The sequence below is a fragment of the Aquabacterium sp. genome (assembly GCF_044226965.1).
Classification (GTDB): Bacteria; Pseudomonadota; Gammaproteobacteria; order Burkholderiales; family Burkholderiaceae_C; genus Pseudaquabacterium.
In genome coordinates, this window is sequence record NZ_JBGAGA010000089.1 from 1 (window position 1) to 22,838 (window position 22,838).

General features: G+C 71.5%; 23 protein-coding genes and 1 pseudogene. 9 read left to right on the forward strand and 15 right to left on the reverse strand.

The features are described 5' to 3' along the window. Window positions 1-2,355 (forward strand): adenosylcobalamin-dependent ribonucleoside-diphosphate reductase (locus ACILR4_RS25895; protein ID WP_395703786.1); only part of this gene is annotated, 2,355 nt, incomplete at its 5' end. A 40-nt stretch (window positions 2,356-2,395) separates the two neighbouring features. Here ACILR4_RS25895 and ACILR4_RS25900 read toward each other — a convergent pair. Further along, window positions 2,396-3,037: a LysE/ArgO family amino acid transporter gene (locus tag ACILR4_RS25900; protein ID WP_395703787.1), complete on the reverse strand. Its 642-nt coding sequence runs from the start codon at window positions 3,035-3,037 to the stop codon at window positions 2,396-2,398. 74 nt (window positions 3,038-3,111) lie between these two features. Between ACILR4_RS25900 and ACILR4_RS25905 the strand changes: the two genes are divergently transcribed. The 3 genes from ACILR4_RS25905 (at window position 3,112) to ACILR4_RS25915 (ending at window position 5,359) form a co-directional block, all read left to right on the forward strand. Next, on the forward strand, window positions 3,112-4,023 hold the full coding sequence (locus tag ACILR4_RS25905) for a LysR family transcriptional regulator ArgP (protein WP_395703788.1): 912 nt from the start codon (window positions 3,112-3,114) through the stop codon (window positions 4,021-4,023). 131 nt (window positions 4,024-4,154) lie between these two features. Continuing rightward, window positions 4,155-4,952: a formate/nitrite transporter family protein gene (locus ACILR4_RS25910; protein ID WP_395703789.1), complete on the forward strand. Its 798-nt coding sequence runs from the start codon at window positions 4,155-4,157 to the stop codon at window positions 4,950-4,952. 119 nt (window positions 4,953-5,071) lie between these two features. Continuing rightward, window positions 5,072-5,359, forward strand: coding sequence for a 2TM domain-containing protein (locus tag ACILR4_RS25915; RefSeq protein ID WP_395703790.1), 288 nt, complete (start codon window positions 5,072-5,074; stop codon window positions 5,357-5,359). Window positions 5,360-5,424: 65 nt separating this feature from the next. Here the strand turns inward: ACILR4_RS25915 and ACILR4_RS25920 are convergent, their stop codons facing one another. From ACILR4_RS25920 to ACILR4_RS25935, 4 genes are all read right to left on the reverse strand, one after another. Next, complete coding sequence (locus ACILR4_RS25920; RefSeq protein WP_395703791.1) at window positions 5,425-6,444, reverse strand: S41 family peptidase; 1,020 nt, start codon at window positions 6,442-6,444, stop codon at window positions 5,425-5,427. Beyond that, complete coding sequence (locus ACILR4_RS25925) at window positions 6,444-6,728, reverse strand: hypothetical protein (protein ID WP_395703792.1); 285 nt, start codon at window positions 6,726-6,728, stop codon at window positions 6,444-6,446. The genes ACILR4_RS25920 and ACILR4_RS25925 overlap by 1 nt, the downstream gene beginning before the upstream one ends. 85 nt (window positions 6,729-6,813) lie before the next feature. After that, the gene (locus tag ACILR4_RS25930) at window positions 6,814-7,575 is read right to left on the reverse strand and encodes a helix-turn-helix domain-containing protein (RefSeq protein WP_395703793.1); all 762 of its coding nucleotides are present in this window, start codon (window positions 7,573-7,575) and stop codon (window positions 6,814-6,816) included. Next, window positions 7,572-8,483 carry an MBL fold metallo-hydrolase gene (locus tag ACILR4_RS25935; protein ID WP_395703794.1) on the reverse strand — a complete coding sequence of 304 codons (912 nt, stop codon included), beginning with the start codon at window positions 8,481-8,483 and terminating at the stop codon, window positions 7,572-7,574. The genes ACILR4_RS25930 and ACILR4_RS25935 overlap by 4 nt, the downstream gene beginning before the upstream one ends. 163 nt (window positions 8,484-8,646) lie before the next feature. Here ACILR4_RS25935 and ACILR4_RS25940 point away from each other — a divergent pair. Together ACILR4_RS25940 and ACILR4_RS25945 are read left to right on the forward strand one after the other, a co-directional pair. Further along, window positions 8,647-9,216 (forward strand): annotated as a pseudogene (locus ACILR4_RS25940) (dihydrofolate reductase family protein); the annotation flags it as partial. 1 nt (window position 9,217) lies between these two features. Continuing rightward, a complete protein-coding gene (locus tag ACILR4_RS25945) occupies window positions 9,218-9,640 on the forward strand; it encodes a VOC family protein (protein WP_395703795.1) in 423 nt (140 codons plus the stop codon). A 24-nt stretch (window positions 9,641-9,664) separates the two neighbouring features. Here ACILR4_RS25945 and ACILR4_RS25950 read toward each other — a convergent pair whose 3' ends face one another. Beyond that, the gene (locus tag ACILR4_RS25950) at window positions 9,665-10,444 is read right to left on the reverse strand and encodes an SDR family NAD(P)-dependent oxidoreductase (protein WP_395703796.1); all 780 of its coding nucleotides are present in this window, start codon (window positions 10,442-10,444) and stop codon (window positions 9,665-9,667) included. 122 nt (window positions 10,445-10,566) lie between these two features. On the opposite strand from ACILR4_RS25950, the gene ACILR4_RS25955 reads away from it, so the two are divergent. Next, on the forward strand, window positions 10,567-11,469 hold the full coding sequence (locus tag ACILR4_RS25955; protein WP_395703797.1) for a LysR substrate-binding domain-containing protein: 903 nt from the start codon (window positions 10,567-10,569) through the stop codon (window positions 11,467-11,469). Window positions 11,470-11,479: 10 nt separating this feature from the next. On the opposite strand, the gene ACILR4_RS25960 is transcribed toward ACILR4_RS25955, so the two are convergent. Together ACILR4_RS25960 and ACILR4_RS25965 are read right to left on the reverse strand one after the other, a co-directional pair. After that, the gene (locus ACILR4_RS25960; protein ID WP_395703798.1) at window positions 11,480-12,397 is read right to left on the reverse strand and encodes a diguanylate cyclase; all 918 of its coding nucleotides are present in this window, start codon (window positions 12,395-12,397) and stop codon (window positions 11,480-11,482) included. A 126-nt stretch (window positions 12,398-12,523) separates the two neighbouring features. Further along, window positions 12,524-12,736 carry a hypothetical protein gene (locus ACILR4_RS25965; protein ID WP_395703799.1) on the reverse strand — a complete coding sequence of 71 codons (213 nt, stop codon included), beginning with the start codon at window positions 12,734-12,736 and terminating at the stop codon, window positions 12,524-12,526. Between the two features lie 253 nt (window positions 12,737-12,989). Between ACILR4_RS25965 and ACILR4_RS25970 the strand changes: the two genes are divergently transcribed. After that, entirely contained in the window at window positions 12,990-13,658 is a 669-nt protein-coding gene (locus ACILR4_RS25970; RefSeq protein ID WP_395703800.1) for a PEP-CTERM sorting domain-containing protein, read from the forward strand. On the opposite strand, the gene ACILR4_RS25975 is transcribed toward ACILR4_RS25970, so the two are convergent. From ACILR4_RS25975 to ACILR4_RS25990, 4 genes are read right to left on the reverse strand one after another with little or no spacing between them, the layout of a single operon-like run. Next, entirely contained in the window at window positions 13,655-13,879 is a 225-nt protein-coding gene (locus tag ACILR4_RS25975; RefSeq protein WP_395703801.1) for a cysteine-rich CWC family protein, read from the reverse strand. The two genes, ACILR4_RS25970 and ACILR4_RS25975, sit on opposite strands and share 4 nt — an antisense overlap. Next, window positions 13,876-15,411 carry a malonyl-CoA synthase gene (locus ACILR4_RS25980; protein WP_395703802.1) on the reverse strand — a complete coding sequence of 512 codons (1,536 nt, stop codon included), beginning with the start codon at window positions 15,409-15,411 and terminating at the stop codon, window positions 13,876-13,878. Before ACILR4_RS25980 ends, ACILR4_RS25975 begins: the two co-directional genes overlap by 4 nt. A 6-nt stretch (window positions 15,412-15,417) precedes the next feature. Further along, a complete protein-coding gene (locus ACILR4_RS25985) occupies window positions 15,418-16,404 on the reverse strand; it encodes a Bug family tripartite tricarboxylate transporter substrate binding protein (protein ID WP_395703803.1) in 987 nt (328 codons plus the stop codon). Window positions 16,405-16,436: 32 nt separating this feature from the next. Continuing rightward, window positions 16,437-17,615 (reverse strand): malonyl-CoA decarboxylase, encoded by a 1,179-nt coding sequence (locus ACILR4_RS25990; protein WP_395703804.1) that lies wholly within the window; start codon window positions 17,613-17,615, stop codon window positions 16,437-16,439. Window positions 17,616-17,778: 163 nt separating this feature from the next. On the opposite strand from ACILR4_RS25990, the gene ACILR4_RS25995 reads away from it, so the two are divergent. Beyond that, window positions 17,779-18,945, forward strand: coding sequence for a DNRLRE domain-containing protein (locus ACILR4_RS25995; RefSeq protein WP_395703805.1), 1,167 nt, complete (start codon window positions 17,779-17,781; stop codon window positions 18,943-18,945). A gap of 22 nt (window positions 18,946-18,967) precedes the next feature. Here the strand turns inward: ACILR4_RS25995 and ACILR4_RS26000 are convergent, their stop codons facing one another. The 3 genes from ACILR4_RS26000 to ACILR4_RS26010 form a co-directional block, all read right to left on the reverse strand. Further along, on the reverse strand, window positions 18,968-21,934 hold the full coding sequence (locus tag ACILR4_RS26000) for a VIT domain-containing protein (RefSeq protein WP_395703806.1): 2,967 nt from the start codon (window positions 21,932-21,934) through the stop codon (window positions 18,968-18,970). Window positions 21,935-21,954: 20 nt separating this feature from the next. Further along, the gene (locus tag ACILR4_RS26005) at window positions 21,955-22,122 is read right to left on the reverse strand and encodes a hypothetical protein (protein WP_395703807.1); all 168 of its coding nucleotides are present in this window, start codon (window positions 22,120-22,122) and stop codon (window positions 21,955-21,957) included. Window positions 22,123-22,250: 128 nt separating this feature from the next. Continuing rightward, on the reverse strand, window positions 22,251-22,838 hold a 588-nt coding region (locus ACILR4_RS26010; RefSeq protein ID WP_395703808.1), incomplete at its 5' end, for a methylenetetrahydrofolate reductase.

The following is a 22,838-nucleotide window of genomic DNA, read 5'->3' on the forward strand; positions in this document are numbered from 1 at the left end:
TTCATCCATGCCAAGGACCAGGGCGACCTGAAGAACTTCAACATCTCGGTCGGCGTGACCGACGTGTTCATGCAGGCCGTGCAGGACGACGGCGAGGTCGAGCTGGTGCACAAGGCCGAGCCCGGCGCCGAGCAGAAGGCTGAAGGCGCGTACCAGCGTGCCGACGGGCAGTGGGTCTACCGCCGCGTGCGCGCCCGCGTGCTGTGGGACCAGATCATGCGCAGCACCTACGACCACGCCGAGCCGGGCGTGCTGTTCCTCGACCGCATCAACGTCGACAACAACCTGGGGTATTGCGAGACGATTGCGGCGACCAACCCCTGCGCCGAACAGCCGCTTCCGCCCTACGGCTGCTGCTGCCTGGGCAGCGTCGACCTAACCCATTTTGTACGCGGCCCGTTCAGCGCCGAGGCCGACTTCGACGACGCCGGTTTCGCCGAGGTCTGCAAGGTGGCGACCCGCATGCTGGACAACGTGCTCGACGTCACCGTCTGGCCGCTGCCGCAGCAGCAGGAAGAGGCGCGCAACAAGCGCCGTGTCGGCCTGGGCTTCACCGGGCTGGGCGACGCGCTGGTGATGCTGGGCCTGCGCTACGACACCGAGCCGGCGCGCGCGATGGCGCGCCGCATTTCGGCGGTGATGCGCGACGCCGCCTACGAAGCCAGTGCCGACCTCGCCAAGGAGCGCGGCGCGTTCCCGCTCTTCAATACCGACCTGTACCTCTCGCGCGGCGCGTTCGCCACCCGCCTGCCGCAGCCGCTGAAGGACAAGATCCGTGCGCAGGGCCTGCGCAATTCGCACCTGCTGTCCATCGCGCCCACCGGCACCATCAGCCTGGCCTTTGCCGACAACGCCAGCAACGGCATCGAGCCGGCGTTCAGCTGGACCTACACGCGCAAGAAGCGCGAGGCCGACGGCGGCTTCAAGGAATACGCGGTCGAGGACCACGCGTGGCGCCTGTACCGCCACCTGTTCGGCCCCGACGCGCCGCTGACCGAGGCCTTCGTCACCGCGCTGGAGATGAGCGCCGAGAGCCACGCGGCAATGGTGGCCGCGGTGGCGCCCTACATCGACACCTCGATCAGCAAGACCGTCAACGTGCCGGCCGACTACCCGTATGCCGATTTCCAGGGCCTGTACCTGCAGGCTTGGGCAACGGGGCTGAAGGGCCTGGCCACCTACCGGCCCAACAGCGTGCTCGGCTCGGTGCTCAGCGCCGAGCCCGCGGCACCGGCCACGCCGGCACAGCCGGCGCTGCTGCAGACCGACGGCGCCAACCAGCGCCTGCGGGTGGACCGCCTGCCCGCGCCGGTGCTGGCCTCGCTGCGATGGCCCAGCCGGCCCGAGCTGCCCGGCGGCAACCCCGCCTGGAGCTACATGATCCAGCACCCGCATGGCGACTTCTCGCTCTTCGTCGGCGAGATGCCGGCCGAGAGCGGTCCCGGCGTCGGCCTGTTCGGCACCACCGTGCCCTTCGAGGTATGGGTCAACGGCGCCGAGCAGCCGCGCGGCCTGGGCGCGCTGGCCAAGACCTTGTCGATGGACATGCGCACGCAGGACGCCTCGTGGCTGAAGCTCAAGCTCGACGCGCTGGCCACCGTGGCCGAAGAGCGCGCGTTCGAGATGCCGATGCCGCCCAACGGCGAGCCGCGCCTGTTCCCCGGCGTGGTGGCCGCCACCGCGGCGGTGATCCGCTGGCGCTGCGAGCAGCTGGGCGCGCTGCAGGAAGGCGGCCCGACGCCGGTGCTGGACGCGATGTTCAGCCGCGACGAGCCGCGCACCACCACCGCCGGCACGCTGGCCTGGGCGGTGGACGTGGACAACCCCGGCACCGGCGAGTCCTTCACTGTCACGCTGAAGGAAGTGTCCCTGCCCACGCCTGAGGGCGGCCGCATCAGCCGGCCCTGCGCGATCGGCTTCTCCGGCAACTACCCGCGGGCGCTCGACGGCCTGGCGCGGCTGCTATCACTGGACATGCGCGTCATGGACCCGGCCTGGATCGGCATGAAGCTGCGCAAGCTGCTCAACGTCGGCGAGCCGCTGGGCCACTTCATGGCGCCGGTGCCGGGCGAGCGGCGCCAGCAGGTCTGGCCCAGCACGGTGGCCTACATCGCGCGGCTGGTGATCCACCGCTACGCGATGCTGGGCGTGCTCACCGACGAAGGCTTCCCGGTGCAGGCGATGGGCATCCTGGCCGCGCCGGCGGTGCGCGGCGGCGGTGGCGCCACCAGCGCCGCTGCCACCGTGCCGCCGATGGCCGGCAAGGCCTGCCCCGAGTGCGGCAACCACACGCTGATCCACAAGGACGGCTGCGAGTTCTGCACCGCCTGCGGCTACGTCGGGCAGTGCGGCTGAGCGCCTGAGCCGGCTACGGCGGCTGTCTCGGCGCGGGCTGTCAACCCAGCACGTGCCGCAGCAGCAGCGCTGCCAGCCCGAGCATCGTCACGCCGATCAGGCCGTCCAGCAACTGCCAGGCGCGCGGCCGTGCGAACCACGGCGCCAGCCAGCGTGCACCGAAGCCCAGGCCGGCGAACCAGCCGGCACTCGCGACGCTGGCGCCGGCGACGAACCAGCCCTGCAGCGCTGGTGGCTGCTGCGCGCCGATGCTGCCCACCAGCAGCACGGTGTCCAGGTAGACATGCGGGTTCAGCAGCGTGAAGGCGGCGGCCTGTGCCAGCGCCGCGCCGCGGCCCAGTCCGGCGGTGCCAGCGGCGGCGCGCAGTGCCTGTGGCTGGCGCGCGCGCCGCAGCGCGCTCACCCCGTACCAGGCCAGGAAAGCCGCGCCGGCCAGCGCCAGCGCGCGGGCCAGGCCCGGGTGCTCGCCCAGCGCGCGGGCCATGCCCAGCACGCCGGCGCTGATCAGCACCGCGTCGGCCAGCGCACAGAACAGCACGATGCTGCCCACGTGCTCGCGCCGCAGGCCCTGGCGCAGCACGAAGGCGTTCTGCGCGCCGATCGCGACGATCAGGCCCAGGCTCAGCAGCAGGCCCTGCAGGAAGACCGCGGCGGCGGGCATGGCGGTGAGGGCAGGCGTCATGGCGTCAGCTTGCCAGCCGCTTTGGATGAAGACAAACTCACTTTTCTAAAGTCGATGAAGAAGCGCTAAACCACATGCTGGACTACGCCGCACTTGCCGCCCTGTCCGCTGTGGTGCGCGAAGGCAGCTTCGAGCGGGCGGCGCGGGCGTTGCATGTCACGCCCTCGGCCGTCTCGCAGCGCATCCGGCTGCTCGAGGAACGCGTCGGCTGCGCGCTGGTGGTGCGCGAGCAGCCGGTCCGCGCCACCGACACCGGCCGCCGGCTGTGCCAGCACGTCGACCGCGTGCGCCTGCTCGAGCAGGAGCTGGATGGCGCGCTGCCCGCGCTGCCGGCGCGCGCCACGCAAGCCCCGGCACGCGTGCCCTTGCCGATTGCGGTGAATGCCGACAGCCTGGCGACCTGGGCCGCGCCGGCAATCGCCACCTTCGCGGCCGACAGCCCGGTGCTGCTGGAGGTGGCGGTGGACGACCAGGACCACACCACCGAATGGCTGCGCAAGGGCGCGGTGCTGGCCGCGGTGACTTCGGCCGCGCGGCCGGCCGCCGGCTGCAACAGCCGGCCGCTGGGTGCGATGCGCTACCGCGCCGCCGCCAGCCCGGCCTTCGTGCGGCGCTACTTTGCCGAGGGCGTCGGTGCCGGCAGCCTGCAGCGCGCGCCCAGCCTGGTGTTCAACACCAAGGACGAGCTGCAGCAGCGCTGGGCGCGGCGCCTGTGCCACCGCCATGTGGAGCTGCCGCGGCACACGCTGCCCTCGTCCCACGCCTTCGTCACGGCGGCGCTGGCCGGCATGGGCTGGGGCCTGCAGCCGCAGGCGCTGATCGCGCAGCACCTGCGCGACGGCACGCTGGTCGAGCTGGTGCCGGACACGCCGCTGGACGTGCCGCTGCACTGGCAGCACGCGCGCGCCGCGTCCGGCCTGCTGGACCGCCTGACGACGGCGATGCTGGCGGCCGGTCGAGCCGCGCTGTCACTGCGCGACGGCTAGCGCGGCTGCGCTGGCGCAATCGCCCGGCCCGGGCCGGGCGGTCCAATCGGCCGTTGCACTTGACCAGTCCGGTCGGCCGTTCCGCCGAGCCGCCGTGCCGGGCGCTTCCCCACAGCCCGATCGCGCATCGCATGGAATCGAACCCCGCCCCCTTCGACGCCTACACCCCGCGCGAGATTGCCGGCCGCGTGAAGGATTTCTGCCTGGTCAAGGCGCAGCTGCCGCTGCTGTCGCTGGCGATGCTGGGCATGCTGGCCGGCGCCTTCATCGGCCTCGGCGCAATGATGTTCACGCTGGTGGCCAGCGACGCGAGCCTCGGTTTCGCGGCGCAGCGCCTGATCGGCGGGCTGTCCTTCTCGCTCGGTCTGTTGCTGGTGACGGTGGCCGGCGCCGAGCTGTTCACCGGCAACAACCTGCTGGCGATGGCCTGGGCCGACGGTTGCCTGAGCACGCGGCAGCTGCTGCGCAACTGGAGCGTGGTGTGCCTGGCCAACCTGGTGGGCGCCGCGGCGCTGGCCGTGCTGGTGTGGCTGTCGGGCCATGCCGGCATGAACGGCGGCGCGGTGGGCCGCACGGCGCTGCGCATCGCGCTGGCCAAGGCCGAGCTCGGCCCGCTCGAGGCCTTCTTCCGCGGCGTGCTGTGCAATGTGCTGGTGTGCATGGCCGCCTGGATGGCGCTGGCCGGGCGCAGCGTGGTCGACAAGGCGGTGGCCATCGTGTTTCCGGTCACCGCCTTTGTCGCCGCCGGCTTCGAGCATTCGATCGCCAACATGTACCTGATGCCGCTGGCCATGCTGCTGGGTGCGCCGATCGGGGTGGCCGACATGCTGCGCAACCTGGTGCCGGTGATTGCCGGCAACCTGGTGGGCGGCAGCGTGCTGGTGGCGCTGGTGTACTACGTGATCTACGTGCGGCCCGGGCGCACTTGACGCCCCGCCGGCGGCGGCCCGCGCCGCAGGCCACCGCTTCGTCGCGTGAGGCTCGCCGTCGCCGCGGCGGCGGCGCAGGATGCACCCCATCGCACCCCCGCCCCACCCAGGAGCCGACCATGAAGACCGAACGCAGCCAGTCGATCGAAGCCCGTGCCCAGCGCCGCGTGCGCCGCAAGATCGGCTTCTTCATCCATGCCACGGTGTTCGTGCTGGTCAACCTGGGCCTGTTCGCGCTGAACCAGCTGATCGGCGAACCGCGCTGGCACACGCTGCCGCTGCTGGGCTGGGGCCTGGGCCTGGCGATCCATGGCATCGTCACCTTCCTGAGCCTGTCGACCGACGACCTGCGCCGCCGCCTGCTGGACCAGGAGATCCAGGCGCTGCAGCGCGCCGAAGGGCGCTGAGACTGCGCCGGGCCTGCGCCTGGCCTGTACGCGGGACCCGGCCGGCACCCGCCTTGGCGCCTGCGTCAGCGCGCCAGCTGGTCGGCTGCCACGGTCTCCAGCAGCCGATTCGCGCGCATGCGGCTGTCTTCGCCTTCGGTCGCCAGGACCGGCAGATCGGGCACGATGCCGGCCACCTCGTTGCGGCCGTCGGCGCGCAGGCGCATGCAATCGGGGATGCGCAGGCCCATGCGCGAGTGCATCAACACCGTCGGTCGCTCGCCGTTCATGAAGCCGCAGCCATCGCCGCCGGTCTTGGCGCCGACGATCTTGCCGAGCTGGTTGTCCTGCACGGCGGCTGCGAACATCTCGGCCGACGAGTACGTTCGGCCGTCGGTCAGCACGTACAGCGGGCCGCGCCAGAGGGCCCAGAAGTCGTCGGCGCTGGACGCGTAAGACAGGCGGTAGGCCACGTTCTGGTCGCCGAACGCGCCGCGTGGCAGCAGCGGCGCGAAGCCACCGGCATGGCCCATGTCCACCAGGCGCTGGCAGCCCTGGCCGGCCCACGGCCGCTGCTGTGTCCATACCCAGGCCATGCCGCAGGGCTGCGCGGCCTGGGCCCGGGCGTTGGCAAAGAAGGCGCGCGCACGGGTCAGCGCCGCGCGGGCCTCGGTGTCTTGCGCGGCCTTCAGCGCGCTGTCCAGCCCGGCCATCTGTTCATCGGCATAGGCGCTTGCAGCGGTGGAGGCGGCCATGCGCAGGCGGGCCGAGCGCACCGGGTGGCCGCTCAACAGGCGCGGGAACAGGTCGCCGCTGTCGTTGCCGCCGCTGTTGTTGCCGACGTCAACGAGCAGCGCGGTCATGCCGACGGCCTGGAGCGCGGCGATCTGCTCGGCCAGTCCCGCAAGCCAGCGCTGGTCGGCCTCGTCACGCAGGCTCCTGTCGCCAATGGCTTCGCCCCTGGCCTTCAGCGATGCGAAGCCTTGCGGGCAGTTGGCGGGGAAGGCCTGATGGGTGAACTGCTGGATGCGAATGACGCCGATCTTGATGCCGCTGGCCGTGGTTGCCAGCCCGGCCCGGTAGACGCTCGACAGGCCGTCGCCCATCAACCGGAAGGACGGCAGTGTTTCCAGGGGCAGCGAGAAGGCGACGCGGGCGGTGGGCAGGAAGCCCAGCGCCGCACAGGCCGGGTCAGGCGATCCAGCCGCGGCAGATGCACGCCGCCTTCCGGCGACTCGAACCATGCCAGATTGGCGTAGTCCTGCTCGAGCGCCTGCTTCAGCTGGGCATAGTCGCGTTGCCAGGCGCCGGCATCGTAGCCGCCTGCCCGGGCCGTGCAGGCCATCAGGGCGAGGGCGATCCAAACCAGGGCCCGGCTTACGGTGCGCATGCGAATCTCTTCGAAGAACGGCAAGGCAGGCTTTATCGCACCGACCACCGCCGCGCGTCTTGAACGCCACGCGGTCTTTTGAATGTCAGCCGCGGGCCTGGCGGCGGTAGGCCGCTGGCGTGGTACCGAGCAGGGCCTTGAATGCCCGTGTCATGTGCGGCTGGTCGCTGAAGCCGCAGAGGGCGGCGATATCGGCCAGCGGTTGCGCCGATCGAATCACCAACTCCGCGGCGCGCTCGACGCGCAAGCGGCGGTGCATGTCGCCCGGGGTCTCGCCCAGGCAGGCCCGGAAGGACCGCGCCAGTTCGCCTGCGTCGCAGCCGACAGCGCGGGCCACATCGTGCAGCGCCAGCGGCTGCTGCACATTGTCGCGCAGCAAGGCCATCGCTCGTTGCACCGCCACGGGCAGCGTGCCGCCGCGGCGCGCCTGCTCGCGCGCGGCCAGGCCGATCAACTCGTGTGACAGGCCGCTGACCACCAGGTTCGAGAAGTCGTCGGCCGTCTGCAATTCCTTCGCGATGCGGCGTCCCACCTCGGCCAGCCCGAGCGTGCGCACCGCCGGCGCATCGGCAAAGCGCACGGCCTCCTCCAGGCGGGCGATGGCCTCCGGGGTGGGGGTGAACACCAGCTTGCGCACGCCGGCGGCCCCGAAGCGCTGGGCATGGCGCTCATCGGGCGGGCAGACCAGCAGCGCGCCGAACTCGAACTCGCCGCGGCGGCCGCGAATGCACTCCTCGTAGCTGCCGCCCAGCACCAGCGACAAGCTGGCGCGGCGGTGCACGTGGGCCGCCATCACCAGGCCCGGCGCGTAGCGCTGCAGCAAGATGTCCGTGAACAGCGTGTTCATGCCAGACAATAACGCACAAAATCCCCGTCACCTTCGGCGCGCACGCGGCCCTCGGCCAGCAGATCGTCCAGGTGCTGGGCGATGGTGCGGCGCTCCACCGCATCGACCCACTCGGCCTGGTGCTCGGGCGGGTACACCAGGTGCCGGGCCGCCAGCGCGGCCAGTGTCTGCGGGCCGGCTTCGAGCAGGCGCAGGAGGTCGGCCGCGCGCTCGTCCAGCCGCGCGGCGTAGGCCGCCAGCAGTTCCTCGAAGCGTGCGCGCTCGGTCACCACGCCCTTGTGGTGCGAGGTGATCCAGGCGCTGGCCGGCAGCGCGGCCAGCCGCGCCAGGCTGCGGCGGAAGTCGGCCAGGCTGGAGCTGGCATCGCCGTAGTAGGGGCCGAAGCTCGAGAGGTCGATGTCGCCGATGAAGGCGATGCCCTGCGGCTCGACCAGCAGCACGCAGTGGCCGGCCGTGTGGCCGGGCAGGTGCAGCGCGCGCACGCGCACGCCGCCCAGCTCCCACACCGTGCCCTCGGCATAGCCTTGCGCGTCGGGCCGCGGTGCGTAGTGGAACTCGCGTTCGATGCGCGGCCGCATCTCGGCCAGCACGCTGTCGGGGTAGCCGTAGTGGCGGCTCAGGCCGGCCCAGCTGCGCGCGGCGGCCAGGTCGGCCTGGTGCACCTGCACCGGCACGCGCGGCAACAGTGGCAGGCCGGCCATGTGGTCTTCATGCACATGGCCCAGGATCACCAGGTCGGCTTCGGCCAGCGTGGCGGCCATGCGGTGGGCGACCGGCGGCGTGTCGAAGGCCACCGTGGCATCGCGGCCGCGCACCATCACCTGGTTGCCGTCCGGGTATTTGCCGGATTTCTCGCCGAAATAGACGGTGACGGGGCCGAGGTTCAGGCTGGGCGGCAGTTCGGTCATGGCGGGGCGGTCACGGCAACAGGTGGGCAGACCCCGGATGCTACGGGGCGCCTTGTCGATTTCGAGCACCCTCGTTCGTCGTGCAGGTGAAGCGCCGCAAGCGGCATCGGCTGAAGCAGACTTCGGCGCACCCGAGCTTCCTGAACCCGAAAGGCCCCATCGAGGCATGGGCCTGCATGAGTGGGTGTTCCCGACCCGCAGCTTCCAGCGCATGCATGGCGGCGGCGATGACCAGAGCGGCACCACCGGCCCCGACGACGACTTCGCCGCGCGCGGCTTCGAGAACATCGGCGCCTGGGTGCTGGGCCGCAACATGTTCTCCCCGAGCCGCGGGCCCTGGCCCGACGACGGCTGGCAGGGCTGGTGGGGCGACAACCCGCCCTACCACGTGCCGGTGTTCGTGCTGACGCACCATCCGCGCCCGCCGCTGGTGATGCAGGGCGGCACCACCTTCCGCTTCGTCACCGACGGGCTCGACTCCGCGCTGCGCCAGGCCAAGGCCGCGGCACAAGGCCGCGACGTGCGCATCGGCGGTGGCGTGGCCACCGTGCGTGCCGCGCTGCAGGCCGGCTGGATCGACCTGATGCACCTGGTGGTCTCGCCGGTGGCGCTGGGCCGCGGCGAATCGCTGCTGGCCGGCATCGACCTGCCCGCGCTGGGCTACGAGTGCACCGAACGCGTCGGCACCGCCGCCGCGCTGCATGTTGTTTTCACCCGCCAACCGAAAGACTGACATGACCCAAGCCATTGCCTACCTGGCCTTCGACGGCACCTGTGCCGACGCGATGCGTTTCTACGAGAAGGTGCTCGACGCCAAGCTCGAGGTGCTGATGAGCGGCGCCGATTCGCCGATGGCCGACCAGATGCCCAAGGAGTTCGCGCACCGCATCATCCACGCCCGGCTCGCGCTGCGCGGCGGCGGCACGCTGTACGCCGGCGATGCACCGGCGCACGTGCCCTACGAGGGCATCAAGGGCGTGTCGATCGCGCTCGATTTCGACACCGTGGCCGAGGCCCAGCGCGTGTTCGCCGAGCTGTCCGCCGGCGGCCAGGTGACGATGCCGATGCAGCCGGCCTTCTGGGCCAAGGCCTGGGGCATGCTGGTCGACAAGTACGGCACGCCGTGGATCGTCAACGGCGAGATGCTGCCGTTCTGAGCACGCGATCGATCGTCCTCGGGCTCAGGCGAAGATCCCGCCCGAGACTTCGATGCGCTGGGCATTGATCCAGCCGTTGCCCGGCTGCAGCAGCAGCGCGATGGCGCCGCCGATGTCATCGGGCAGGCCGACGCGGCCCAGCGCGGTCTGGCCGGCGATCATCGCGTTGAGCTGCGCGTTGTCGCGCACCGCACCGCCGCCGAAATCGGTCTCGACCGCGCCGGGCGCCACCACGTTCACCGTGATGCGGCGCGGGCCCAGCTCGCGCGCCATGTAGCGGCTGAGCACCTCGACGCCGCCCTTCATCGCGGCATAGGCCGCATAGCCCGGCAGCGAGAAGCGGGCCAGCCCGCTGGAGACGTTGACGATGCGGCCGCCGTCGCTGATCAGCGGAAGCAGCTTCTGCGTCAGGAAGAAGGTGGCCTTCAGGTGCACCCGGACCATGTCGTCGAACTGCGCCTCGGTGGTCTCGGCAAAGCTCGCATGCGCGCCGCTGCCGGCGTTGTTGACCAGGTGGTCGAAGCGCTCGCGCTGCCACACGCGGTCCAGCGTGGCGCGCAGCCGGCGCACGAACGCGTCGAAGCCCGCGCTGTCGCTCACATCGAGCGCTAGCGCCACGGCGCGGCGGCCCAGTTGCTCCGCCTGCGCGACCACGGCCCGGGCCTCGGCCTCGGCGCGTTGGTAGGTGATGATGATGTCGCTGCCGCGTTCGGCCAGCTGCAGCGCGGTGTTGCGGCCCAGGCCGCGGCTGCCGCCGGTGACCAGTGCGATCGGCGCGGTGGTGATGGGGTGGGTGGTGCTCATCGTGAAGTCCAGTCGTCGATGGGTTGCGATGGGGTTCACTCTAGGCAGCGGCGCGCTGGCGATAAAGTCGCGGCGGCCGAGCGCACTGTTCAGCCAACGAGAACAATCCACGGGAGCCGACGATGGACCTCGAGTCGCTGCGCATCTTCGCCAAGGTGGCCGAGCTGGCCAGCTTCAGCCGCGCCGCCGAGCAGCTGGCGCTGCCGAAGGCGCGTGTCTCCACCGCGGTGCAGCAGCTGGAGGCGCGCGTCGGCACGCAGCTGCTGCACCGCACGACCCGCGTGGTGCGGCTGACCGAGGATGGCCGGCAGTTCGTCGAGCGCTGCCGTCAACTGCTGGTCGATGCCGAGCAGCTGCAATCGATGTTCACGCACAACCCGGCGGCGCTGCGTGGCCGGTTGCGCATCGACCTGCCTACCGTGCTGGCGCGCGACACCATCGTGCCGCGCCTGCCCGGGTTCCTGGCCGCGCACCCGCTGCTCGAGCTGGGCCTGAGCACCACCGACCGGCTGGTCGACGTGGTGCACGAGGGCTTCGACTGCGTGCTTCGCGTCGGCGCGCTGGGCGATTCCGACCTGGTCGCGCGGCGCCTGGGCCAGCTGCGGGTGATCAACTGCGCCAGCCCGGCCTACCTGCATGCACAGGGCACGCCGCGCACGCTGGCGGAGCTGGACGCGCACCGGCTGGTGCACTACGCCGGCTCGCTGTCCACCGCCAGCGCGGGCTGGGAGTACCACGACGGGCAGCGCTACCGCGTCAAGCCGATGCGCTGCACGGTGGCCGTGAATGGCACCGATGCGTTCCAGGCCGCCTGCGTCGCCGGGCTCGGCCTGATCCAGGTGCCGGCCACCGGCGTGCGTGGCCGGCTGCAGCGCGGCGAACTGGTCGAAGTGCTGCCGCAGCACACGGCCGAGCCGCTGCCGGTGTCGCTGCTGTACCCGCAGCGCCGCCACCTGCCACGCCGCGTCCAGGTGTTCATGGCCTGGCTGACGCAGGTGCTGCAGCCCTACCTGGCCGAGGCCTGACGCAGCCGGGCTACTCGCTGCAGGTGCGCGCCCGGCCCTCGGCCTTGGCGCGGTAGAGCTGGCGGTCGGCGCGGGCCAGCAGCTCGGACTGAGGGCCGGCCGGCTCGCCCGGCGCGGCCGCCGGCCGGCTGGCGACCCCGATGCTGACGCTGACCACCGGCAGCCCGGCCGGCGAATCGGCATGCGGCAGCGCCAGCGCCTGCACCAGCTGCCCCAGGCGCTGGGCCAGCGCCAGCGCGCCGGCGGCATCGGTCTCGGGCAGGATGGCCGCGAACTCCTCGCCGCCATAGCGCGCCAGCAGGTCGGCCGGCCGCAGCAGGCCCAGCGCCAGCGCCTGGGCCACGCGGCGCAGGCAGTCGTCGCCGGCCGGGTGGCCATAGCGGTCGTTGTAGCGCTTGAAGCCGTCCAGGTCGATCAGCAGCAGCGACAGCGGCGTGCCATTGCGCTGCGCGCGCAGCCACTCCTGCTGCAGGCGCTCGTCGAAGTGGCGCCGGTTGTAGAGGCCGGTCAGGCCATCGATGAAGGCCATGCGGCGCAGCAGGTCGGACTGGCGCTTCAGGGTCAGGTGCGTCTTCACCCGCGCGCGCACCACCCGCGGGTTGAAGGGCTTGGCAATGAAATCCACCGCGCCGGCATCGAGGCCGCGCGTTTCGCCGGCCTCGTCGCTGTGCGCGGTGACGAAGATCACCGGGATGTCGGCGGTGGCGGCGTCGCGCTTGAGCTGCTGGCAGACCTCGAAGCCGTCGAGGCCGGGCATCACCACGTCCAGCAGCACCAGGTCGGGCTGCTTCTCCAGCGCCAGCTTCAGCGCCTGCTCACCGCTGGTGGCCACGAAGACCTGATGCTCGGCCGCGAGCGCCTGGTACAGCGCCTGCACGTTGATCGGCTGGTCGTCGACCACCAGCAGCCGGGGGCGCGCTTCATTCATCGGCAGTTTGCATCGATCAGTGGGCGACCCCTGCAGGGCCGGATCGCGGCCACGCACTCGCCTGCCGCGGGCGCAGCATGCCATGGCGCCGCGGGCCCCGACCAACCCGCGACCGGTCGGCGCGCTTCAGCCGCCGACCCGGCGTCCGATGATCACCACCTGTTGAACGACGCGGTGGCCGACGATCACCACCTGCTGGCTGACGTTGGCACCCACCCGGGCGAGCAGGCCGTAGGCCCCTTCGGTACCGGCCATGCGGTCCAGTCCGGCCAGCACCAGCAGCGTCGTCAGCAGCGCCAGCCCCACGGCCAGCGGGTGCGTGTAGAAGCGCCTGAACATGGTGGCCTCCATGGGGGCGCGGGAGCGTCCCCCATTTCCAATTTAGACGATGAGCAGGTCAATGCAATTGACTTGACTCGGGTAAACGCGATGTCGGAAGACTTGCCACCCAGACTGCGGCATTCGCGTCCGCCGGCCGGCCCGTCCACGCTAAGTCCTTGAATTGACAGTTATCAAGACAGCCAGCTGCCCCATTGGCTCGACTTATGCAATCAGGCGGCGAGTGCAAAGCTGACTTCGGAGGACCTGTCCCATGATCTCGAGACTCGCCATCGCCTCGTGCCTGAGCCTGAGTTGTGTCGGTGCGTCGGCAACCCTGACCCCGACGTTCGACAGCTTCGGGGCGTTGCCGCAAGCCACCTTCGGCGGCAGCGGGATTCCGAACAACGCGGTGGCCATGTCCAGCACCACCGCGACCGCGCCCCAGGTGACGCTGGGCTTGACGGCCACGCAGCGCTTCAGCAATCCGGCGCTGACCAACGACGGCGCAGGACGCTTCTTCGCGCAAGCGGGTGTCGACCAGACCTCGGCCGGCTCGATTGCCGCTGCGCTGGCGCGGTGGAACTTCGACTACTACATCGGTGGCACGGGCGTGGCGTCCTACACCTACGAACTGCTGTTCGACGTGGACCCCAGCGCGAACGAGAACTTCAAGACCGTCCCCTTCAGCGCTGCGTCGCAGGATTCCTGGAACCTCGGCTTCGACTCGTTCGAGGCGGCGGGGGCCTATGCATTCAATCCGAATGCCAACGGCGAATACAGCTTCGTCCTGCGCGCCTTCTCGATCGGCTCGGTGCCGGTTGAGGTGGCCAGCACGTCCATCGTCGTTCAGGTCGGTGCCGTGCCCGAACCGGCGTCGCTGGCCTTGGTGGCGACGGCGCTGTTCGCCGCGGGGGCGGCATTGCGTCGTCGTCGCGGCTAGCCCGCCCGGGTTCCTTTCGGCGATTCGACCTCGGCTGCCGCTTCACCCAGGCAGCGCAGGCACAGGCAGCCGGTGTAGCGCTGGCGCAGCGCGGCCAGCGTGGCTTCGCTCAAGGTCACGGTCGTGCAGGGGCAGGGCCGGGTGGGGTCGGCCATGCCGCAGGCAAAGGGGCCGCCGCAGCGCGGGCAGGTGTCGGCCGCGGCGGGTCCGCCTTCGCTCACGCGAACAGGCCCTTGTGCCGGTCGCGCAGCAGGTTCTTCTGCACCTTGCCCATCGCGTTGCGCGGCAGTTCGGGCACCAGGTACAACTGCTTGGGCACCTTGAAGTTGGCGATCTGCTGTTTCAGCCGCGCCACCATTGCCGGGCCGTCGAGGGCCGCGCCGGCCTTGGGCACCACCACCGCGACCACGGCCTCGCCGAAGTCGGGGTGCGGCACGCCGATCACCGCCGATTCCGCGACGCCGGGCATGTCGTTCAGGTAGCCCTCGATCTCGGCCGGGTAGACGTTGTAGCCGCCGCTGATGATCAGGTCCTTGCTGCGGCCGACGATGGTGAAGCGGCCTTCGGCGTCCACCTGGCCGACGTCGCCGGTCTTGAACCAGCCGTCGGCGGTGAACTCCTCCTTCGTCTTCTCGGGCATGCGCCAGTAACCCGCAAAGACGTTGGGGCCGCGCACCTGGATGCCGCCGATCTCGCCGGGCGCGCACGGCCGGCCCGCGTCGTCGTGCACCCGCACGCCGACGCCCGGCAGCGCGAAGCCGACGGTGCCGGCCTTGCGCGCCGTGGCCGGGGCGTAGGGGTTGGAGGTGAGCATCACCGTCTCGCTCATGCCGTAGCGCTCGAGGATGGTGTGGCCGGTGCGCTCGGCCCAGGCGTTGAAGGTCTCGGCGAGCAGCGGCGCCGAGCCGGCGATGAACAGCCGCATGCGCGCGCAGGCCTCGCGCGTGAGCGCGGGCTCGGCCAGCATGCGCACGTACAGCGTGGGCACGCCCATGAACACGGTGGCCTCGGGCAGCCGGGCGATCACCGCCTTGGGGTCGAACTTCGCGAACCAGATCATCTTGCTGCCGTTGAGCAGCGCGCCGTGCGAGGCGACGAACAGGCCGTGCACGTGGAAGATCGGCAGCGCGTGGATCAGCACGTCCCCTGGCTGCCAGGCCCAGTAGTCCTTCAGCACCTGCGCGTTGGCCAGCAGGTTGCCGTGCGACAGCATCGCGCCCTTGCTGCGGCCGGTGGTGCCGCTGGTGTAGAGGATGGCGGCCAGCTCGTCCGCCTGCTTCACGGCCGGCTCATGCCGGTCGCTGCAGTGCGCGGCGCGTTCGAGCAGGCTGCCCGTGCGGTCGTCGCCCAGCGTGAACACATGCCGTGTGCCGGCGTTGAACGCGATGCGACTGATCCACGCGAAGTGCTTCGGCGCGCACACCACCACCGCGGGCTCGGCATTGCCGATGAAGTAGTCGATCTCGGCGGCCTGGTAGGCGGTGTTCAGCGGCAGGTAGACATAGCCCGCCCGCAGCACGGCCAGGTACAGCATCAGCGCCTCGACGCTCTTGTCCGTCTGCACCGCCACGCGGCTGCCGGCGGGCAGCTGCAGGCTGGCCAGCAGGTTGGCGATCATCGCGGTGGCGCGCTCGAGGTCGCGCCAGGTGTAGTACCGCGGCGCGCCGGGACCGTCGGCGGTCTCGATCGCGGTGCTGTCCAGGTCGGCGGGAAAGGCCGCGCGCAGTGCGGCGAAGAGGTTGTGGTTCTGCATCCGGGGTCAATCCAACTTGGCGCCGGAGTTCTTCACCACCTCGGCCCAGCGCTTCACCTCGCTGGAGACGAACTTGCCGAAGTCCGCGCCCCACAGGTTGGGCGGGTTCGCGCCCAGGCCGGCCCAGATGGACTTCAGCTCGTCGGAGTACAGCGCCTTCTTCATCTCGGCCTGCATCGCGTCGGTGGCTTCCTTCGGCGTGCCTTTGGGCGCCCAGATGCCGTACCAGGTGGCGACCTGGTAGCTCGGCAGCCCGGCCTCGCCGGTGGTGGGCACCTCGGCGAAGCCCGGCGCACGCTTGTCCGCCGCCACCGCGATGGCCTTGATGCGCCCGCCCTTGATGTGGTTGGCCGAGGAGCCCAGGCCGTCGAACATCAGGTCCACCTGGCCGGCGATCAGGTCCTGCAGCGCGGGCCCGGCGCCGCGGTACGGGATGTGGGTGATGAAGGTCTTGGTCTGCAGCTTGAACAGCTCGCCGGCCAGGTGGTGCGAGGTGCCGTTGCCGGCCGAGCCGTAGTTGAGCTTGCCGGGGTTCCGGCGCAGGTAGTCCAGCAAGCCCTTCAGGTCGCTGACCGGCACCTTCGGGTTCACCACGATCACCTGCGGCACGCTGGACACCAGGCCCACCGGCACCAGGTCGGTCTCGAGGTTGTAGTCGAGCTTCGGGTACATCGAAGGCGCGATCGCGTGGTGCACCGCGCCCATGAAGAAGTTGTAGCCGTCCGGCGCCGCACGCGCGGCCAGGCTCGCGCCCACGGTGCCGCCGGCGCCGCCCTTGTTGTCGATGACGAACTGCTTGCCGGCGTTCTTGCTCATCACCGCGAACAGCGGCCGCGCAAAGGCGTCGGTGCCGCCGCCGGCCGGGAAGGGCACGATCACGTTGACCGGCTTGGTCGGCCAGGCCTCGGCCCAGGCGCTGCCGGTGGCGCCCAGTGCGGCGGCCCCGAGGGCGCCGCCGAGCAGCGAACGGCGCGAAGTGTCGAAGGAATTCATGCAGTCTCCTGTCGTCGTGTTGTGTCGGAAATTCACAGCAGCGCCGCCACGGCGCGCGAATGCACCACCCGGCCCTGCACGAAGCGGTCGTGGCAGGTTTCGATGCGGGCCAGGTCGTACAGGTAGTTGACCATCAATCCGGCCGATTGTTTCAGGCCCTTGGCCGAGAGGTTGGCATGCGGGTTCAGGCGTTCGAGCCGCGCGCCGTTGTCGAGGTGGAAGCGCGCCACCGGGTCGCCGTGCGGCTTGACGCTCTCATATACCAGGAAGTGAGCGGCCATTCTCAGCAGCTCCGCGGCTGACCGGTCCGCGCCGCCGGGCTGGCGCTGCAGCCAGTCGGTGAAGCCGGGAATCGGCGACAGGGTGCAGAAGGTCTTGAGCTGCGGCAGCTCCTGCTTCAGCAGCTCGGCCACGCGCTTGATCAGGAAGTTGCCGAGCGACACGCCGCGCAGCCCCGGCTGGCAGTTGCTGATCGAGTAGAACACCGCCACGCTGAACGATTCGGCCGGCAGCGGCTGCGACTTCTTGTCGATCAGCGGCGCGATGGCGGCGGCCATCTCGGGCACCAGCGCCACCTCGACGAAGATCAGCGGCTCGTCCGGCAGCTGCGGGTGGAAGAAGGCGAAGCAGCGGCGGTCGGGCTGCAGGCGGCGGCGCAGGTCGTCCCAGCCGTCGATGGCATGCACCGCCTCGTGGTGGATGATCTGCTCCAGCAGCTGCGCCGGCGAGTTCCAGTCCACCTTGCGCAGCTGCAGGAAACCGGGGTTGAACCAGCTCGACAGCAGGTGGTGCAGGTCGTGCTCCACCGCCTGCAGCTGCGGATGTCGCGGCAGGCGTTCGAGCAGCGAGCGGCGCAGCCGCACGATGGCCGCGGTGCCGCCGGGCGCGCGGTTCAGGCGCCGGAACAGCTCCTGCCGAGGCGGCTCGGCGGCCTGCGTCAGCTGGATCAGCCGCTCGGGCTGCTCGGGCGCTTCGGCAAAGGCCTGCGCGCAGGCCAGCACCTGCTGCGGGTCGGGGCCGAAGTCGCGCGCCAGGTGTTCGAAGAAGCGGCGCCGCGTGTCGTCGGCCAGCGTGTCGATCTGCTGCACGATGGCCTGCGCCAGGCGCGGGTCGCCGCTGTCGCCGCGCACCGAGACCAGCCGGCGGCAATCGGCCAGCAGGCCGCGCAGCGCGCGATCCTGCGGTGTGCCACGGCGGGGGGTGTCAGGCATCGTGCCGCGATTATGGGATTGCAGGCGACGAAAACACGACCCGGAGGCGCCGTGGACTCCATCACGGCGCGGTGCCGGCGGCCGGAACCGGGCCGGTCCGGCCGTCACGCAGTGGACAGTGCGGCCGATGCGCGGCGGCATGTCGATCCACCGGGAGTGATTCATGTCCTTTGTTCGCCACCTGCTCATCCTGTCCCTGGCCGGCGCGCTGGCACCGGCCTGGGCGCTCGACGCGCCGCTGGCCGCGGACAGCCACGTCAACACCGCGCTGGCGGCCAACAACTTCGGCGCGATGCCGAGCGTCAATGTCGGTGCCGGCGCCACCGGCCTGCTGCGCTTCGACCTGTCGACACTGCCGGCGGGCACCACCGCGGCCAAGCTGGTGAAGGCCACGCTGCTGCTGTACGTCAGCCGCGTCGGCAGCCCGGGCGCGATCGAACTGCAGACGGTGAACAGCGCGTGGGGCGAGGCCACCGTGAGCGCGAACACCATGCCCGCGACCTCCGGCGCGGGCAGCTTCGCGCCGGTGCCGGTCGCACAGGCCAACCAGTTCGTGGCGATCGACGTCACGGCGCAGGCCAAGCAGTGGATCACCAGCCCGGGCACGAACTTCGGCGTGGCCGTGGCGCCCGCGATCAGCGCGCCCGGCACCGTGGTGTTCCTCGACAGCAAGGAGAACACACTGACTGCTCAGGTGGCCCGGCTGGACCTCACGCTCGCGGACCAGGGGCCCAAGGGTGACAAGGGCGACACGGGACCGCGCGGGGCCCCAGGCGCGCCAGGGCCGAAGGGTGACACCGGCCCTGCCGGGCAGAAAGGCGACACCGGCCCTGCCGGGCCGAAGGGCGACACCGGCTCCGCAGGCGTCGCGCTGGTGGCCTCGTGGAGTGGCGGCGTGAGCACGGTCGCGCCGACCAACCAGACCTACCTGTTCATCGGCCCGAACACGCAGATCACGACCACGAACGGCCAGCGGGTGTCGGCCGTCGGTTCGCTGACCTTCGTGCCGCTGTCGACGGCCGCGATCCGCCTGGACATCTGCTACAAGCCCGTGGGCTCGGGCACGCCGCAGTCGGCGGGCGACGCCTTCAAGGTGCTGACGCCGGTCGCGAACCAGCGCCTGCTGGCCAGCGTGGCCACCAGCTTCATCGCGGGTGCCGGAACCTGGACCATCGGCCCGTGCGTGCGCGCCGATTCGACGATCCCAACGCTCGCCGGCGACAACAACGCCGACTGGAGCACCGGCTGGGTCATGGTGACCAACGCGGCCCCGGCCGGCGCAGCCGCCGGATCGTCGATCGCCAACCGCCAAGCCATCGGTCCGCGCTGAGGTCCTGGCGTCGAACGCTGCGCTACTCGTTCGCGCCCTCGACCCGGAACTCGCCGACCTTCACCACCTCGCCAGCGCCCGACAGGCGCAGCATCACGCGCTGTTCCTGTTCGGCCGCGGTGCCGAAACCGGTGGCCAGGCGCAACATCAGCGTGGTGGCCGGCGCCAGCACCTGCTGGCGGTGGCCGAAGAAGCGCGCGCTGACGGTGTAGACACCGGGCTTCGGTCTGCGCAGCGCGAACTCCTCGGGGCCGTAGCCGCCGGTGAAGTCGGCCGACATGCGGCCGCCCTGGCGCGTGCGCTGGTGGCCGTAGTAGGCCTGCTCGCCGTTCGGGTCGGTGACATAGAGGTCGATGTCGGTGTTGTCGGCATCCCAGGCCAGCACCACGCGCAGGCCCAGCGGCAGGTTCACCAGCAGGCGCGGGTCCATCGCCCGGACGTCGACGGCCTCGCCCTCGCGCCGGGCCTTGGCGATCACCGCATTCAGCTCGCCGAGCGCGGTGATGTCGATGTCCGGGAAGCGGCCGCCTTCCCAGCGCGTGCTGGCGGTGAGCCACAGCGCATCGGCGGCGGCCTGCCATCGCCGCGCATCGGCCAGCGCCAGGCCCAGGTCGCGGCTGGACTGCGGCTCGTGCGGCGCGATCTCGCGCACGCGCTCGAACACCGGCACCGCCAGCGCGGCCTGCCGGGCCTGCAGCAGCCGGTAGCCCAGGATGCGCAGCAGCGCACGGTTCTCCAGCGCCATCTCGGCCAGGTTGGACAGCACGCGCAGGCCGATCGCCGCGTCGCCCTGCTCGAAGAACAGGTCGGCCGCATCGAGGAAGAAGGCACTGCTGTTCAGGTGGCCGGGCCGCTCGTCGAGGTAGACCGCATAACGGTCTTTGGGAGCGGCCGCGCGCAGCCGGCGGGCATAGGCCGCGTCGGGCGTCCACCGGCTCAGCGCGATGCTGGCGGCGGGCTGCTCGGCGCCGCCGGTGGGCGGGGCGCCGGCCGCAGCGCGGTCGGCCACTTCGGCGGACTTGGCCAGGCGGCCGGCCAGCGTGGCCGGTGCCGCCGGTGCGACGGCCGCCGGTGCCGGCGCGGCCAGCACCGGTGCGGCGGGGCGCCGCGCATCGGCCGGGCCGGTGGCCTCGGATCGCGCCCGCTGCTCGCCGCCGATCGCGATGGTGTTCTCGCGCTCGTCGCGCCGCGCCTGCGCCGGCGCGTCCTTCGGGAACTCGGTGGCCCACCAGGCCTGGCGCTCCTGGAAGCGGCGCAGCAGCTGCGCCAGGTGATCCTGCTGCTGGCGCTGCGCCACGGCCTGCTGCGTGCCGATCTGCTGCTGCCAGGCCGCGCGCAGCGGGCCCGCCGGCGGCTCGATGCGGTGGCGCAGGTAGTCCGCCAGGGTGTCCAGCACGATCAGCGAGGTCTCGCGCGTGGCCAGCCCGAAACGCTGGCCCAGGCGCTCGATCTCGGCGCGGTGCAGCTCGGGCCGCAGCGCCAGTTCGTCGAGCTGCAGCAGGGCCCAGCGCCAGGCTGGCAGCGGCGCGCCGGCGTCGTCGGATTGCGCGGGTGGCAGCTGCCAGTGCACGCGCTGCACCGTCTCGCGCGGGCCGGGACCCTTGAACACCGCTTCGAGCATGCCTTGGGCCTCGCTCGCGATGCCGGCCACTGCGATGCGCCCGGCCACCGCCTGGCGCGACGCGGCCACCCAGCGCCTGCCGGCGCGGCTGCGCAGCTCGACCAGCCGCGGCAGCTCGGTGCTGATGCGCTGCAGCGCCTGCACCGGCGTGGCCTGCAGCAGGTCGATCAGCGCGCCGCCTTGCGCTTCGGCCACCGCACGCAGCGCCGCGGCCTCGCTGCCCAGGCTGGACTGCAGCACGAACACCGGCATGCCGAAGCCGGGCGGCTGGCGTTCGCCGAAGTTGGCATGGCCGTCGGTGAACAGCAGCGCCAGGTCGGCTGCCTCGCGCGGCAGCTGCACCGTGCCGAGCTGTGTCGCGCCGTCGAAGGGTTCGGCCTGCAGGCGTTCGCGCAGCGCGCGCCACTGGCCGCCACGGATCTCGAAGTCGACCGGCGCTTCGAGCTTGTCGCGCAGCAGGTACAGCCGCACCTGCAGGTTCTGCCAACGCGCAAAAAGCGCGTCCATCACGGCCAGCTCGCTGGACAGGCGGCGCTGCGCGGCCGAGCCGGAGGCATCCCAGACGATGGCCAGGCGGCGCGGCGCCGGGCGCGGCGGGCCCTGGGTGGGCGCGGGGATCTCGGCGTAGACGAAATCCTCCCCGTCAAAGTGAGCGGCCTGCACCGGGGTGCCGGCCGGCAGCGCCAGGCTCAGCGCCAGCGTGGCCGGCGCGGTCAGGGGGCGCGGCGCCATCCGCAGCTCGCTGCCGCCGTCGGCGCCCGCGCCGGGCTGCAGCTGCAGCGCGTCGGCCGGCAGGCCGCGCAGGCGCCAGTGCACGCCGGCCGGTGCCAGTCCGGCGATGCGCACGCGCAGGCTGGCCTGGCGCGCGGCCATGCCGTCCAGGCCCAGCGGCAGCAGCAGCGGCGGCGGCTCGCGGCCGTCCGCTGCGGGCAGCGCCTGCGCGATGTCCAGCACCACGGTGCGCTGGCCTTGCGGCGGCAGCGGGTAGACGCGCAGCTTGTACTGGTTGCCGGCGCTGGCTTCAAGCAGCGCGGGGTCGACGCGGCCGCGCACGGTGTCCTCGAAGACCTGCAGCCCCTTGGCCTTGGCCACCGGCACCGCGCGGCGCAGCTGGCCGTCGATGTCCAGCGCGAAGCCGGTCACCGCCTGCCCGGCGGCCAGCGGGAACTGCAGCTCGCCTTCGAGCACGCGCGGGTTCGGGTTGCGCAGCTGCAGGGTCAGCCGCGTCTGCACCGTCTGGCCGACGATGCTGACCTCCTGCCGGTAGTCGGCCAGCTCGATCGGCGCGCCGCCCAGCGGCACGACGAAGCGCGGTGCGGGCGGTGGTGGCGCGGCGATGGCCGGGGCGGTCTGGGCCAGCGCCATCATCGGTGCGCTGGCACTCAGGCTCAGCAGGGCGGCCAGCAGGCCGCGGCGGGTGGTGCGGGGCAGGGCAGTGGCGCGGCGATGGCCGGGGCGGTCTGGGCCAGCGCCATCATCGGTGCGCTGGCACTCAGGCTCAGCAGGGCGGCCAGCAGGCCGCGGCGGGTGGTGCGGGGCAGGGCAGTGGGGGACATCGGCATCTCCGTGCGGGGGATGCCGGGTTGCACGGCCGAGGCGGCCGAACGGGGTCAAGCACGCGTCAGCCCCAGCGGCGATCCCTCCACAGGCCTGACCCATGGCCCGTCAAGGCCGCCTCGGATGTCTAGCGACCCATCCGTCCCAGCCGCCTGCAGACTTCCAGCGTCAGCCCCGACTGGTTCAGCGCGTAGAAGTGGATGCCCGGTGCGCCGCCTTCGATCAGGCGTTCGCACAGCCGCGTCACCACATCGAGCCCGAAGGCCCGGATCGACGCGGCGTCGTCCATGAAGCCTTCCATCTTCATCGCCACCCAGCGCGGGATGTCGATGCCGTCGCGCTGCGCGAACTGCGCCACCTTGGCGTAGTTGTGGAAGGGCATGATGCCCGGCACGATCGGCACGTTCACGCCCATCGCCCGCGCTTCGTCGACGAAGTGGAAGTAGGCGTCGGGGTTGAAGAAGAACTGCGTGATCGCGCTGTTGGCGCCAGCCTTGACCTTGTCGGCGAAGTGCTGCAGGTCGCGCCGCGCGTAGCGCTGCTCGGGGTGGTACTCCGGATAGGCGGCGACCTCGATGGTCCAGTCGGGGCCCTGCGTCTCGCGGATGAAGCGGATCAGCTCGCTGGCGTAGCGGAACTCGCCGGCCACCGCCATGCCGCTGGGCAGGTCGCCGCGCAAGGCGACGATGCGGCGGATGCCCTGGGCCCGGTAGGT

What these genes read in the sequence shown, in the direction of transcription:
- ACILR4_RS25900 (WP_395703787.1), bottom strand. Translation starts at nt 3,037, where the DNA reads ATGACGCCTGCCCTCACCGCCATGCCCGCCGCCGCGGTCTTCCTGCAG.
- ACILR4_RS25905 (WP_395703788.1), top strand. Translation starts at nt 3,112, where the DNA reads ATGCTGGACTACGCCGCACTTGCCGCCCTGTCCGCTGTGGTGCGCGAA.
- ACILR4_RS25910 (WP_395703789.1), top strand. Translation starts at nt 4,155, where the DNA reads ATGGAATCGAACCCCGCCCCCTTCGACGCCTACACCCCGCGCGAGATT.
- ACILR4_RS25915 (WP_395703790.1), top strand. Translation starts at nt 5,072, where the DNA reads ATGAAGACCGAACGCAGCCAGTCGATCGAAGCCCGTGCCCAGCGCCGC.
- ACILR4_RS25920 (WP_395703791.1), bottom strand. Translation starts at nt 6,444, where the DNA reads ATGGGCGACGGCCTGTCGAGCGTCTACCGGGCCGGGCTGGCAACCACG.
- ACILR4_RS25925 (WP_395703792.1), bottom strand. Translation starts at nt 6,728, where the DNA reads ATGCGCACCGTAAGCCGGGCCCTGGTTTGGATCGCCCTCGCCCTGATG.
- ACILR4_RS25930 (WP_395703793.1), bottom strand. Translation starts at nt 7,575, where the DNA reads ATGAACACGCTGTTCACGGACATCTTGCTGCAGCGCTACGCGCCGGGC.
- ACILR4_RS25935 (WP_395703794.1), bottom strand. Translation starts at nt 8,483, where the DNA reads ATGACCGAACTGCCGCCCAGCCTGAACCTCGGCCCCGTCACCGTCTAT.
- ACILR4_RS25945 (WP_395703795.1), top strand. Translation starts at nt 9,218, where the DNA reads ATGACCCAAGCCATTGCCTACCTGGCCTTCGACGGCACCTGTGCCGAC.
- ACILR4_RS25950 (WP_395703796.1), bottom strand. Translation starts at nt 10,444, where the DNA reads ATGAGCACCACCCACCCCATCACCACCGCGCCGATCGCACTGGTCACC.
- ACILR4_RS25955 (WP_395703797.1), top strand. Translation starts at nt 10,567, where the DNA reads ATGGACCTCGAGTCGCTGCGCATCTTCGCCAAGGTGGCCGAGCTGGCC.
- ACILR4_RS25960 (WP_395703798.1), bottom strand. Translation starts at nt 12,397, where the DNA reads ATGAATGAAGCGCGCCCCCGGCTGCTGGTGGTCGACGACCAGCCGATC.
- ACILR4_RS25965 (WP_395703799.1), bottom strand. Translation starts at nt 12,736, where the DNA reads ATGTTCAGGCGCTTCTACACGCACCCGCTGGCCGTGGGGCTGGCGCTG.
- ACILR4_RS25970 (WP_395703800.1), top strand. Translation starts at nt 12,990, where the DNA reads ATGATCTCGAGACTCGCCATCGCCTCGTGCCTGAGCCTGAGTTGTGTC.
- ACILR4_RS25980 (WP_395703802.1), bottom strand. Translation starts at nt 15,411, where the DNA reads ATGCAGAACCACAACCTCTTCGCCGCACTGCGCGCGGCCTTTCCCGCC.
- ACILR4_RS25985 (WP_395703803.1), bottom strand. Translation starts at nt 16,404, where the DNA reads ATGAATTCCTTCGACACTTCGCGCCGTTCGCTGCTCGGCGGCGCCCTC.
- ACILR4_RS25990 (WP_395703804.1), bottom strand. Translation starts at nt 17,615, where the DNA reads ATGCCTGACACCCCCCGCCGTGGCACACCGCAGGATCGCGCGCTGCGC.
- ACILR4_RS25995 (WP_395703805.1), top strand. Translation starts at nt 17,779, where the DNA reads ATGTCCTTTGTTCGCCACCTGCTCATCCTGTCCCTGGCCGGCGCGCTG.
- ACILR4_RS26000 (WP_395703806.1), bottom strand. Translation starts at nt 21,934, where the DNA reads ATGATGGCGCTGGCCCAGACCGCCCCGGCCATCGCCGCGCCACCACCG.
- ACILR4_RS26005 (WP_395703807.1), bottom strand. Translation starts at nt 22,122, where the DNA reads ATGTCCCCCACTGCCCTGCCCCGCACCACCCGCCGCGGCCTGCTGGCC.